The organism is Streptomyces sp. NBC_01267, assembly GCF_036241575.1.
GTDB lineage: Bacteria > Actinomycetota > Actinomycetes > Streptomycetales > Streptomycetaceae > Streptomyces.
Genome location: NZ_CP108455.1, coordinates 4,706,030 through 4,718,002 on the forward strand (window position 1 = coordinate 4,706,030; position 11,973 = coordinate 4,718,002).

18 protein-coding genes are annotated in these 11,973 nt (G+C 67.9%); 17 read left to right on the forward strand and 1 reads right to left on the reverse strand.

What is annotated here, in order from left to right:
• Positions 1-26 precede the first annotated feature (26 nt).
• Complete coding sequence (locus OG709_RS21650; protein ID WP_401276303.1) at positions 27-2,060, reverse strand: PIG-L family deacetylase; 2,034 nt, start codon at positions 2,058-2,060, stop codon at positions 27-29.
• 564 nt (positions 2,061-2,624) lie between these two features.
• Here OG709_RS21650 and gdhA point away from each other — a divergent pair.
• The 17 genes from gdhA to OG709_RS21735 all read left to right on the forward strand — a co-directional run bounded on the left by gdhA (position 2,625) and on the right by OG709_RS21735 (position 11,801).
• Positions 2,625-4,004, forward strand: a complete 1,380-nt coding sequence (gene gdhA / locus OG709_RS21655) for an NADP-specific glutamate dehydrogenase (protein WP_250299268.1) — start codon at positions 2,625-2,627, stop codon at positions 4,002-4,004.
• A gap of 152 nt (positions 4,005-4,156) precedes the next feature.
• Entirely contained in the window at positions 4,157-4,441 is a 285-nt protein-coding gene (locus OG709_RS21660) for a hypothetical protein (RefSeq protein WP_329167513.1), read from the forward strand.
• 520 nt (positions 4,442-4,961) lie between these two features.
• Complete coding sequence (gene rpsJ, locus OG709_RS21665) at positions 4,962-5,270, forward strand: 30S ribosomal protein S10 (protein ID WP_003948644.1); 309 nt, start codon at positions 4,962-4,964, stop codon at positions 5,268-5,270.
• Between the two features lie 13 nt (positions 5,271-5,283).
• Positions 5,284-5,928, forward strand: coding sequence for a 50S ribosomal protein L3 (gene rplC / locus OG709_RS21670; protein WP_250299280.1), 645 nt, complete (start codon positions 5,284-5,286; stop codon positions 5,926-5,928).
• A 7-nt stretch (positions 5,929-5,935) separates the two neighbouring features.
• Positions 5,936-6,589, forward strand: a complete 654-nt coding sequence (rplD, locus tag OG709_RS21675; protein WP_250299282.1) for a 50S ribosomal protein L4 — start codon at positions 5,936-5,938, stop codon at positions 6,587-6,589.
• Positions 6,589-6,912, forward strand: a complete 324-nt coding sequence (gene rplW, locus OG709_RS21680) for a 50S ribosomal protein L23 (RefSeq protein WP_164264444.1) — start codon at positions 6,589-6,591, stop codon at positions 6,910-6,912. The genes rplD and rplW overlap by 1 nt, the downstream gene beginning before the upstream one ends.
• Before the next feature lie 39 nt (positions 6,913-6,951).
• The gene (gene rplB / locus OG709_RS21685; protein WP_164264445.1) at positions 6,952-7,788 is read left to right on the forward strand and encodes a 50S ribosomal protein L2; all 837 of its coding nucleotides are present in this window, start codon (positions 6,952-6,954) and stop codon (positions 7,786-7,788) included.
• Between the two features lie 12 nt (positions 7,789-7,800).
• Positions 7,801-8,082 carry a 30S ribosomal protein S19 gene (gene rpsS, locus OG709_RS21690; RefSeq protein WP_164264446.1) on the forward strand — a complete coding sequence of 94 codons (282 nt, stop codon included), beginning with the start codon at positions 7,801-7,803 and terminating at the stop codon, positions 8,080-8,082.
• A 41-nt stretch (positions 8,083-8,123) separates the two neighbouring features.
• Positions 8,124-8,471, forward strand: coding sequence for a 50S ribosomal protein L22 (gene rplV / locus OG709_RS21695; RefSeq protein WP_006604878.1), 348 nt, complete (start codon positions 8,124-8,126; stop codon positions 8,469-8,471).
• Positions 8,471-9,316 (forward strand): 30S ribosomal protein S3, encoded by an 846-nt coding sequence (rpsC, locus tag OG709_RS21700; protein WP_250299284.1) that lies wholly within the window; start codon positions 8,471-8,473, stop codon positions 9,314-9,316. Before rplV ends, rpsC begins: the two co-directional genes overlap by 1 nt.
• 5 nt (positions 9,317-9,321) lie before the next feature.
• Positions 9,322-9,741, forward strand: a complete 420-nt coding sequence (gene rplP / locus OG709_RS21705; RefSeq protein WP_164264448.1) for a 50S ribosomal protein L16 — start codon at positions 9,322-9,324, stop codon at positions 9,739-9,741.
• Entirely contained in the window at positions 9,741-9,965 is a 225-nt protein-coding gene (gene rpmC / locus OG709_RS21710) for a 50S ribosomal protein L29 (protein WP_028812369.1), read from the forward strand. The genes rplP and rpmC overlap by 1 nt, the downstream gene beginning before the upstream one ends.
• Positions 9,965-10,249, forward strand: a complete 285-nt coding sequence (rpsQ, locus tag OG709_RS21715) for a 30S ribosomal protein S17 (RefSeq protein ID WP_250299290.1) — start codon at positions 9,965-9,967, stop codon at positions 10,247-10,249. Before rpmC ends, rpsQ begins: the two co-directional genes overlap by 1 nt.
• 112 nt (positions 10,250-10,361) lie before the next feature.
• A complete protein-coding gene (rplN, locus tag OG709_RS21720; RefSeq protein ID WP_003966950.1) occupies positions 10,362-10,730 on the forward strand; it encodes a 50S ribosomal protein L14 in 369 nt (122 codons plus the stop codon).
• A gap of 2 nt (positions 10,731-10,732) precedes the next feature.
• On the forward strand, positions 10,733-11,056 hold the full coding sequence (gene rplX, locus OG709_RS21725; RefSeq protein WP_164264450.1) for a 50S ribosomal protein L24: 324 nt from the start codon (positions 10,733-10,735) through the stop codon (positions 11,054-11,056).
• A complete protein-coding gene (gene rplE / locus OG709_RS21730) occupies positions 11,056-11,613 on the forward strand; it encodes a 50S ribosomal protein L5 (RefSeq protein WP_164264451.1) in 558 nt (185 codons plus the stop codon). Before rplX ends, rplE begins: the two co-directional genes overlap by 1 nt.
• Before the next feature lie 2 nt (positions 11,614-11,615).
• Positions 11,616-11,801 (forward strand): type Z 30S ribosomal protein S14, encoded by a 186-nt coding sequence (locus OG709_RS21735; RefSeq protein ID WP_024491590.1) that lies wholly within the window; start codon positions 11,616-11,618, stop codon positions 11,799-11,801.
• Positions 11,802-11,973: the final 172 nt, after the last annotated feature.

Here is an 11,973-nt window from a genome sequence, read left to right on the forward strand (position 1 = left end):
GCCGGGCGGGGCTCTCAGGGCGCGGTCTAGACGGACCGGACCGGCCGCCAGAGCCAGGGGAGCGCGCCGGGGCCGATTCCGGCGATCGTCGGGCCCTCGGTGCTGGTGCGGCCGTTGAGCAGGGTGGCCCCTTCGAGCGGTACGACCCCGTCGGTGCGGGTCAACACCTTCCCGTTCAGCAGGAGTTGGACCCGTCCTCGGTCGTCCTGGCCGAGCAGCGCGGGACCGGCGGCGTGTCCGAGGGGGTGCCGGCCGCCCAGATGCACGCGGGTGGTCGCGGCCGTGGCGGGCTTGCGGTAGTAGACATCGATGCCACCGTCCGGCGCGGCCACGGCGGTGGGGAAGTCGCCCGGCAGCGGCAGGCCCGGCTCCGGACGTTCGGTCAGCGGTCCGCCGTCCGCGTCCTGGGCCCAGTGGTGCACGGTGTCACGGCCCGACGCGAAGACATGGACACGGCCCGCCGTGTCCAGCGTGGCGGAGAGGCCGTCCTGTATCTGGGCGCCGCCGAGATCGGTCCAGTCGCTCCAGCGGCCCTGGGCGCTGCGCACCCGCGTACTGATGCCCTGGGCGGCGTTGCGCAGGAAGAGGTGGACGCGGCCCTGCTGGTCGGTCACCGCCACCGGGACCCCGATGCGGCGCCCCTTCTCCGGGTCGGACTCCGGGTTGCCGAGCCCGGTCCAGGCGGCGAAGTTCCCTCCGGCGGTGCGCTGTTCGAGCAGTACGACCTCGCGCGTATTGGCGGCGCCGTGCCCGGCGATGGAGGCGAACCGCAGGGCGAACAGCAGCTGTCTGCCGTCCTTGAGCGTCGCCGAGCCGAGCGCCGGGGCGAGCGGTCCGCCGCCCAGGTCGTGCGGCGGCCCCCACTGGCCGCTGCCCGGCGCGGTCTCGCGCCAGCGCACCGCCCGCAGGCCGAGCACTCCGTACCCGACGAGGCGGCCGTCCTCGGTGGTGGCCAGCGAGGGGCGCGGGCCCGGGTAGCGGTAGTGGGTGGAGCGGACCCACCCCTTCTTGTTGGTCAGCGGTCGTCCGAGGCCGACGTTGTAGTCGCCGCAGCCGCCCGGGTTGCCGCAGTTCCAGGACTCGCTGCCGCCGTACGGCACCAGATGTGCGGCCTTCTCCTGGAGCACCTTCGGTGACAGGTTCTTCGGCCAGTGGCGGTTGTAGTAGCCCCGGTACGCGGTGGTGACGAAGGCCGGTATGTCGCCGTGGCCCGCCGTGGCCTCGGCGACCCAGCGTATGAGCGCCGCCCAGCTGAACGAGGCGGTGGCGGTGTGGTCCGGGTGGTCGGAGTAGCCGACCTGCTCGCTGTCCTTGCGGCGGACCGCGTCGGTGCTGCGCTGGACGTCCGGGTCGGGGTCGAGGGTGTGCACGACCGTGGGGCGGTACTGGGTGAGCAGCCCGGTGAGTACGTCCACCAGTCCGTCGTAGGTGTACGAGCCGGTCGACTCCAGCGGCGAGCCCTCGGCCGCCACCGTCCGCAGGTTGAGCCCCCGGTCGGACCAGAGCGACGGCAGTCCCAGCCGCCCCCGGGAGGTGTGCATGGCAAGGTTGAGGAATATCAGCTCGACCCGGCGACCGCCCCGGACCAGGGTGTTTATCTCGGCCTTGTGACCGCCGCGCAGGGTGGTCACGCCCTTCTGCCACTGCGTGAAGGGCGCCAGTCCGAGCAGCGCCGCGTACGCCTGGCGCAGCCCCTGGTGGCGGGCGGACGAGTAGGCGGGCTTGTCGGGGAGCGGATGCGGCTGCCCGGCGACCACGTTGATACCGGTGGCCTCCCCGGCGGTGACGTACACGGAGACCAGCGGGGTGCCGGAGTCCAGCATCCGCTGGGTGTCCGGGTTCATGAAGTACAGGTCGTCGTCGGGGTGCGCCAGTATCTGCATCAGCCGCTCGTGCCTGGCCACGGATATCGCCTTGCCGGGCATGGGGTCGGCGATGCTGGTCCCGCGGCGCGGGTCGGCGGGAACGGAGCAGGCGCTGAGGGCGGCCGACGCGGCCGCCGTCCCCAGGCCCGCGAGCAGGATCCGTCTGGAGGGGCCGCGCCCCGGTGAAGTGCTCAAGATCGTGCTCCGTCCGCTCCCCTGCACGGGCCGTCCCGTGCCTTTCCGGTTTGCTTGACGGAGTTCGCTTCGCGGAGGTTGCCTCGGACCGGGCGGTGTTACAGCAGGTGAGAGGGGTGTGACAGGGGCGGTTCGTGGTGCGGGCGCAGGCGGCGCCCCACGCCGGGCGGCACCGTGAACCGCAGGGCCCCGTACGGGACTTCGCGGAAACGGCCCGGGGCCGCCCCCTGTGCGGCGGGCCCCCTGTGCGCCGGTGCCGTGGGCCGGACGCCGGGGCGTGACGCATCGAGGGCCGCCCGGCCGAGGGCCGCTTCGACCGGTGCCGCATCCGTCGGCCTCCGTCACATTCGGGACGAAGAGGGAGGTTCACCAGCCCGAAGGCTGAAGAGTGGAATCTGTACGCAACGGTCGGAAATGCCTCTCGTGCGCGCGGGTGTCTCAGCAGCTGGACGCATGGGCACACGCGTTCTCGCCTCGGTGCTGGTCCAGGGGAGACACTGGGTCGGACGACCGCCCGCCGCACCCGGGCGGCCCTTGTTTGTGCCCGAACGAAAGGGACCCGCTGTGACACCCCCATCCCCCCGCTCCTCGGAGGACAAGTCCTCGAAGGACAAGCTCGCCGCCCTGCGCACCGAGATCGAGCACCGCAACCCGGCCCAGCCGGAATTCCACCAGGCCGTGCACGAAGTGCTGGAGAGCCTGGCACCCGTGCTGGCCGAGCGTGACGACTACGCGCAGGCGGCACTGCTGGAACGGCTCTGCGAGCCCGAGCGGCAGATCATCTTCCGGGTGCCCTGGCAGGACGACAGGGGGAGGGTGCACGTCAACCGCGGCTTCCGGGTGGAGTTCAACAGCGCCCTCGGGCCGTACAAGGGCGGTCTGCGGTTCCACCCCTCGGTGAACCTGGGCATCGTGAAGTTCCTCGGCTTCGAGCAGATCTTCAAGAACGCCCTGACCGGACTGGGTATCGGCGGCGGCAAGGGCGGCAGCGACTTCGACCCGCACGGCCGGACCGACTCCGAGGTCATGCGCTTCTGTCAGTCCTTCATGACGGAGCTGCAGCGCCACATCGGCGAGCACACCGACGTACCGGCCGGTGACATCGGCGTCGGCGGCCGGGAGATCGGCTATCTGTTCGGCCAGTACCGCCGCATCACCAACCGCTGGGAGGCGGGCGTCCTCACCGGAAAGGGCCTCGGCTGGGGCGGCTCCGCGATCCGCCCCGAGGCGACCGGCTACGGCAACGTGTTCTTCACCGCCGAGATGCTGCGCCGGCGCGGGGAGGACCTCCAGGGCCAGACCGCTGTGGTCTCCGGCTCGGGCAACGTCGCCATCTACACGATCGAGAAGCTGAAGGCCCTCGGCGCCAACGCCCTGACCTGCTCCGACTCCGGCGGCTACGTCGTGGACGACAAGGGCATCGACGTCGAACTGCTCAAGCAGGTCAAGGAAGTCGAGCGCGCCCGCATCAGCGAGTACGCCAAGCGCCGGGGCGCGTCCGCCCGCTACATCGCCGGTGGCCGGGTCTGGGACGTACCCGCCGACATCGCGCTCCCCTCGGCGACCCAGAACGAACTGGACGCGGACGCCGCGGCCACGCTCGTACGCAACGGCGTCAAGGCCGTCTCCGAGGGCGCGAACATGCCCGCCACCCTGGAGGCCGTGGACGTCCTGCGCGAAGCGGGCGTCGCCTTCGGCCCCGGCAAGGCCGCCAACGCGGGCGGCGTCGCGGTCAGCGCCCTGGAAATGAGCCAGAACGCGGCCCGCGACACCTGGACCCCCGCGCGGGTGGAGGACGAGCTGGTACGGATCATGCGCGACATCCACCACACCTGCTACGAGACCGCCGAGCGCTACGGCGCCCCCGGCGACTACGTGACCGGTGCCAACATCGCCGGCTTCGAGCGGGTCGCGGACGCGATGCTGGCGCAGGGCGTCATCTGACACCTCCACCACGGGCCGCCGTTCCCGACCGCGCCGGTGCGGCGGCCGGTCGGGGGCGGGGCGGTGGCCGGCCTGTTCGACGCCGTTGCCGACTTGCTGTGCTGGACGGAGTGACCGCAGATGCTGATCGACCTGAACAATCTCGGACTGGAGTGTTCGGAGGACTGGGTGCCCTTCCCCGCCCCGGTGATTTCGGGGAGCCGGACGTCCGGTATCTCCCGCTGCCGCTCGGTGACGCCGTCCGTATCCGGGAGAACATGGCAGGCGAGCGCAAGTGGCGCTTCGGCGCCCGCCCGGTGATCCGGGCACTCACCTACGGAGTGCGTCCACCGGACACCGACGGGCTGCTCACCATGCACGTCTCGTGGACCGAGCCGGTGGTCGACGAACCGCTGGAGCAGATCGTCGACAGGATCGCCGCGACGCTGTCGCTGTAGGGGAATGCGGCGGGTCGCGAAGCCCGCGGGACGGGGTCCAGGTCAGCGGCGCCCGGCCACCGGCACATGCCAGAGGCAGGCCCATCACTCGTTCCGGTGAGGCCGCGAACGCGTGCCGCGTTTGACCGGCTCGTGGCGGGGAGTAGGATCTCCGGCCCGATTGGCCAGCGTCACGCCTGCTATGGCAGACTGTCGGGGTTGCTCGGTTGAGTGCCGATGCTGCGCGCCTCCCGTCGGGAGGACTGGAAGCAAGTCCCACAGTACTCGTCGCCCCAACTGCCGTAAGGCAGCGCTGAGGCGGACGTACGGGAATCTTCCGGGAAGCGTCAGCGGGGCGCCGGCCAGGCACCCGGTGGGTGTTCACCCCCGGCTTGCGGTCACGGCCCGCACCCCTTGGTTGGGAAATCCTTCGGGAGATCTTCGTAGAGGGAATGCGACACGCCCGACCGCGTGGGTCGGAGAGGAACGCAGTACCCGGCGGGTCCCAGAGCGTTACGAGAGACAGGACTACTGAGTAGCCATGGCGGGACAGAAGATCCGCATCCGGCTCAAGGCCTACGACCACGAGGTCATCGACTCTTCGGCGAAGAAGATCGTCGAGACGGTGACGCGCACTGGTGCGTCGGTCGCAGGCCCGGTGCCGCTGCCCACTGAGAAGAACGTGTACTGCGTCATCAAGTCGCCGCACAAGTACAAGGACTCGCGCGAGCACTTCGAGATGCGCACGCACAAGCGCCTCATCGACATCCTCGACCCCACGCCGAAGACGGTTGACTCGCTCATGCGCCTCGACCTCCCGGCGGGCGTCGACATCGAGATCAAGCTCTGAGGTGACGCGCGAGATGACTAAGAACATCAAGGGCGTCCTGGGCGAGAAGCTCGGCATGACCCAGGTCTGGGACGAGAACAACCGGGTTGTCCCGGTGACCGTCGTCAAGGCCGGGCCGTGCGTCGTGACGCAGGTCCGTACGAACGACATCGACGGCTACGAGTCGGTCCAGATCGCCTTCGGCGAGATCGACCCTCGCAAGGTGAACAAGCCCCTCAAGGGCCACTTCGCCAAGGCCGACGTGACTCCGCGCCGCCACCTGGTGGAGCTCCGCACCCCTGACGCCAGCGAGTACACGCTGGGCCAGGAGATCACCGCCCAGGTGTTCGAGTCCGGCATCAAGGTTGATGTCACGGGCAAGAGCAAGGGCAAGGGCTTCGCCGGTGTCATGAAGCGCCACAACTTCAAGGGTGGCAAGGCTTCCCACGGTGCCCACCGAGTGCACCGTAAGCCTGGCTCCATCGGTGGCTGTGCCACCCCGGGCCGTGTCTTCAAGGGCATGCGCATGGCGGGCCGCATGGGCAACGAGCGGGTCACCACCCAGAACCTGACCGTCCACGCCGTTGACGCGGAGAAGGGTCTGCTGCTCATCAAGGGCGCGGTCCCCGGTCCGAACGGCGGCCTCGTCCTGGTCCGTACCGCGGCCAAGGGGGCTTGAGGAACCGATGAGCACCATTGACATCCTTTCGCCGGCAGGCGACAAGGCCGGGACCGTCGAACTCCCCTCGGAGATCTTCGACGCCAAGATCAGCATCCCGCTGATCCACCAGGTCGTTGTCGCGCAGCTGGCCGCGGCCCGTCAGGGCACGCACAAGACCAAGCGTCGCGGCGAAGTCCGCGGTGGCGGTAAGAAGCCTTACCGCCAGAAGGGCACCGGCCGCGCGCGCCAGGGTTCGACCCGTGCGCCGCAGTTCGCCGGCGGTGGCGTCGTCCACGGCCCGCAGCCGCGTGACTACTCGCAGCGCACCCCGAAGAAGATGAAGGTCGCCGCTCTGCGCGGTGCCCTCACCGACCGGGCCCAGAACGCTCGTATCCACGTCGTCTCCGGCGTGGTCGAGGGCGTTGCCTCCACGAAGGCCGCGAAGTCCCTGCTGGGCAAGGTCAGCGAGCGCAAGCACGTGCTCCTGGTCGCCGAGCGTTCGGACGAGGCCGCGTGGCTGTCCGCCCGTAACCTGCCCCAGGTGCACCTCCTGGAGCCGGGCCAGCTGAACACGTACGACGTGCTCGTCTCCGACGACGTGGTCTTCACCAAGGCCGCCTTCGAGTCCTTCGTGTCTGGCCCCAAGGCCACCACTGAGACCGAAGGGAGCGACGTCTGATGGCTGAGACGACCGTTACCAGCAAGACCTTCACGGACCCGCGCGACGTCCTCGTCAAGCCGGTTGTTTCCGAGAAGAGCTACGCGCTGCTCGACGAGAACAAGTACACGTTCATCGTCGCGCCGGGCTCCAACAAGACCCAGATCAAGCAGGCCGTGGAAGCGGTCTTCTCGGTCAAGGTCACCGGGGTCAACACGATCAACCGCCAGGGCAAGCGCAAGCGCACCCGCACCGGGTTCGGGAAGCGCGCTGACACCAAGCGCGCCATTGTGACCCTTGCCGAGGGCGACCGTATCGACATCTTCGGCGGCCCGGTCTCCTAACGGAGTCCGAGTCGTCCGGAATCGGACGAGGACTGAGAAATGGGTATCCGCAAGTACAAGCCGACGACCCCGGGCCGTCGTGGCTCCAGCGTCGCCGACTTTGTCGAGATCACGCGGTCCACGCCGGAGAAGTCGCTGGTTCGCCCTCTGCACAGCAAGGGCGGCCGTAACAACACCGGCCGGATCACCGTTCGCCACCAGGGTGGCGGACACAAGCGCGCCTTCCGTGTGATCGACTTCCGTCGTCACGACAAGGACGGCGTGCCGGCCAAGGTCGCGCACATCGAGTACGACCCGAACCGCACCGCGCGCATCGCGCTGCTGCACTACGCAGACGGCGAGAAGCGCTACATCCTCGCCCCGGCCAAGCTGGGCCAGGGCGACCGGGTGGAGAACGGCGCAGGTGCCGACATCAAGCCGGGCAACAACCTGCCGCTGCGCAACATCCCGGTCGGTACGACCATCCACGCCATCGAGATGCGTCCCGGTGGCGGAGCGAAGATCGCCCGTTCCGCGGGTGCTTCGGTCCAGCTGCTCGCGAAGGAAGGCGCCATGGCGCACCTTCGTATGCCGTCGGGCGAGGTCCGTCTGGTCGACATCCGCTGCCGCGCCACCATCGGCGAGGTCGGCAATGCCGAGCAGTCGAACATCAACTGGGGCAAGGCCGGTCGTATGCGCTGGAAGGGCGTTCGCCCGTCCGTCCGCGGTGTCGCGATGAACCCGGTCGACCACCCGCACGGTGGTGGTGAGGGTAAGACCTCCGGTGGTCGCCACCCGGTCAGCCCGTGGGGTCAGAAGGAGGGTCGTACTCGCTCGCCGAAGAAGGCTTCGAGCAAGTACATCGTCCGCCGCCGCAAGACGAACAAGAAGCGCTAGGAGCGGGTTTAGATGCCGCGCAGTCTCAAGAAGGGGCCTTTCGTCGACGGACACCTTGTCAAGAAGGTGGACGTACAGAACGAAGCAGGCACCAAGAACGTCATCAAGACCTGGTCCCGGCGCTCGATGATCATCCCGGACATGCTGGGACACACCATCGCGGTGCACAACGGCAAGATCCACGTCCCGGTGTTCGTCACCGAGTCGATGGTCGGCCACAAGCTCGGCGAGTTTGCGCCGACCCGCACCTTCCGCGGCCACGTCAAGGACGACCGCAAGTCGAAGCGCCGCTAAGGCGGGGTGCGAAGACTATGAACGACACCGAAGGGACAACCATGGAAGCCAGGGCCCAGGCGCGGTACATCCGCGTCACGCCCATGAAGGCCCGCCGCGTGGTGGACCTTATCCGTGGCATGGATGCCACGGAGGCTCAGGCCGTCCTGCGTTTCGCCCCGCAGGCCGCGAGCGTGCCGGTTGGCAAGGTGCTGGACAGCGCCATTGCCAACGCTGCACACAATTACGACCACACCGACGCCGGCAGCCTCGTCATTTCCGAGGCGTACGTCGACGAGGGCCCGACCCTGAAGCGGTTCCGTCCGCGCGCCCAGGGCCGTGCCTACCGGATCCGCAAGCGGACCAGCCACATCACCGTGGTCGTCAGCAGCAAGGAAGGAACCCGGTAATGGGCCAGAAGGTTAACCCGCACGGGTTCCGGCTCGGCATCACCACGGACTTCAAGTCCCGTTGGTACGCCGACAAGCTGTACAAGGACTACGTCAAGGAAGACGTTGCCATTCGTCGCATGATGACGAAGGGCATGGAGCGCGCCGGTATCTCGAAGGTTGAGATCGAGCGCACCCGCGACCGCGTCCGCGTCGACATCCACACCGCTCGTCCGGGCATCGTCATCGGCCGCCGCGGCGCCGAGGCCGACCGCATCCGCGGCGAGCTGGAGAAGCTGACCGGCAAGCAGGTCCAGCTCAACATCCTCGAGGTCAAGAACCCCGAGGTGGACGCTCAGCTGGTGGCCCAGGCCGTCGCCGAGCAGCTGTCCTCGCGTGTCTCCTTCCGTCGCGCCATGCGTAAGAGCATGCAGTCGACGATGAAGGCCGGCGCCAAGGGCATCAAGATCCAGTGCGGTGGCCGTCTCGGCGGCGCCGAGATGTCCCGTTCGGAGTTCTACCGCGAGGGTCGTGTGCCGCTGCACACGCTCCGCGCGAACGTGGACTACGGCTTCTTCGAGGCCAAGACGACCTTCGGCCGCATCGGCGTGAAGGTCTGGATCTACAAGGGCAATGTCAAGAACATCGCCGAGGTCCGCGCCGAGAACGCTGCGGCCCGTGCGGGTAACCGCCCGGCCCGTGGTGGCGGCAGCGACCGTCCGGCCGCAGGCGGCCGTGGTGGCCGTGGTGGCGAGCGTGGCGGCCGCGGCCGCAAGCCGCAGCAGACCGCGCCGGCAGCAGAGGCCCCCAAGGCCGACGCTCCCGCCGCCGCTGCTCCGGCTGAGAGCACTGGAACGGAGGCCTGACCGACATGCTGATCCCTCGTAGGGTCAAGCACCGCAAGCAGCACCACCCCAAGCGCAGTGGTATGGCGAAGGGTGGCACTGAGGTCGCATTCGGTGAGTACGGCATCCAGGCGCTGACGCCGGCGTACGTGACGAACCGCCAGATCGAGGCTGCTCGTATCGCGATGACCCGCCACATCAAGCGTGGCGGCAAGGTCTGGATCAACATCTACCCGGACCGTCCGCTCACCAAGAAGCCTGCCGAGACCCGCATGGGTTCCGGTAAGGGTTCCCCGGAGTGGTGGATCGCGAACGTCAAGCCCGGCCGGGTGATGTTCGAGCTGTCCTACCCGAACGAGAAGGTCGCTAAGGAGGCGCTCACCCGCGCCGCCCACAAGCTTCCGATGAAGTGCCGCATCGTGCGGCGCGAGGCAGGTGAGTCGTGATGGCGGCCGGTACCAAGGCGACCGAGCTGCGTGAGCTGAACGACGAGGACCTCGTCGCCAAGCTCCGTGAGGCCAAGGAAGAGCTGTTCAACCTCCGCTTCCAGGCGGCGACCGGGCAGCTCGAGAACCACGGTCGGCTCAAGTCCGTCCGTAAGGACATCGCCCGGATCTACACCCTGATGCGTGAGCGCGAGCTGGGCATCGAGACGGTGGAGAGCGCCTGATGAGCGAGAAGAATGTGACTGAGACGACTGAGCAGCGCGGTTTCCGCAAGACCCGTGAGGGTCTCGTCGTCAGCGACAAGATGGACAAGACCGTCGTCGTCGCTGTCGAGGACCGCGTCAAGCACGCGCTGTACGGCAAGGTCATCCGCCGTACGAACAAGCTCAAGGCGCACGACGAGGCCAACGCCGCAGGCGTGGGCGACCGTGTGGTCATCATGGAGACGCGTCCGCTCTCCGCGACGAAGCGCTGGCGCATCGTCGAGATCCTTGAGAAGGCCAAGTAATAATCCCTGAGCTCATCGCTCAGGTCAGTTCCGCCAGGCTCGGTGGGGGACCCGCGTAAGTCACTTACGCGGGTTCCCCCGCCGGGAACCGGCAGACGATCAGGAGATAGACGTGATCCAGCAGGAGTCGCGACTTCGCGTCGCCGACAACACGGGTGCGAAGGAAATTCTCACCATTCGTGTTCTCGGTGGCTCGGGTCGCCGCTACGCGGGTATCGGCGACGTTATCGTCGCCACCGTCAAGGATGCGATCCCCGGTGGCAACGTGAAGAAGGGTGACGTCGTCAAGGCGGTCATCGTTCGCACCGTCAAGGAGCGCCGCCGCCAGGACGGCTCGTACATCCGCTTCGACGAGAACGCCGCCGTCATTCTGAAGAACGACGGCGACCCCCGCGGCACCCGTATCTTCGGCCCGGTGGGCCGTGAGCTGCGCGAGAAGAAGTTCATGAAGATCATCTCGCTCGCGCCGGAGGTGCTGTAAGCATGAAGATCAAGAAGGGCGACCTGGTTCAGGTCATCACCGGTAAGGACCGCGGCAAGCAGGGCAAGGTCATCGTTGCCTACCCCACGCAGAACCGTGTCCTCGTCGAGGGTGTCAACCGGGTCAAGAAGCACACCAAGGCCGGCCAGACCGCTCGTGGTTCGCAGACCGGTGGCATCGTGACGACCGAAGCCCCTGTCCACGTCAGCAATGTTCAGCTGGTTGTGGAGAAGGACGGCAAGAAGGTCGTCACCCGCGTCGGCTACCGCTTTGACGACGAGGGCAACAAGATCCGCGTTGCCAAGCGGACCGGTGAGGACATCTGATGACTGCCACCACTGCGCCGCGTCTGAAGACGCGCTACCGCGAGGAAATCGCCGGCAAGCTGCGTGAGGAGTTCTCCTACGAGAACGTCATGCAGATCCCCGGTCTCGTCAAGATCGTGGTCAACATGGGTGTGGGCGACGCCGCCCGCGACTCCAAGCTGATCGACGGTGCCATCAAGGACCTCACCACGATCACCGGTCAGAAGCCGGCCGTCACCAAGGCCCGCAAGTCGATCGCGCAGTTCAAGCTGCGCGAGGGGCAGCCGATCGGCTGCCACGTCACCCTCCGCGGTGACCGCATGTGGGAGTTCCTGGACCGTACGCTGTCGCTCGCGCTTCCGCGTATCCGTGACTTCCGTGGCCTGTCGCCGAAGCAGTTCGACGGCCGTGGCAACTACACCTTCGGTCTCACGGAGCAGGTCATGTTCCACGAGATCGACCAGGACAAGATCGACCGGGTCCGGGGCATGGACATCACCGTGGTCACCACGGCGACCAATGACGACGAGGGTCGTGCCCTCCTTCGTCACCTCGGCTTCCCGTTCAAGGAGAACTGACCGTGGCGAAGAAGTCCCTGATCGCTAAGGCCGCCCGCAAGCCGAAGTTCGGCGTCCGCGGGTACACCCGCTGCCAGCGCTGCGGCCGGCCCCACTCCGTCTACCGCAAGTTCGGCCTGTGCCGCGTGTGCCTTCGTGAGATGGCCCACCGTGGCGAGCTGCCGGGCGTGACCAAGAGCTCCTGGTAATCCCTTCCGGGATAAACCAGAGGCTCTCGGTAAGTATCTGGTCGGCAGAAGCCCCGCTCCGCATGCCGTAGGCTTGCGGGGTTGGGCGTCTGCCGCCCTAGACCGACTTACTACGCCGTAGGTCCCCGCACCGCACCCGTCCCGCCACTGAGTGGGGAGAGGGATGGCGCAT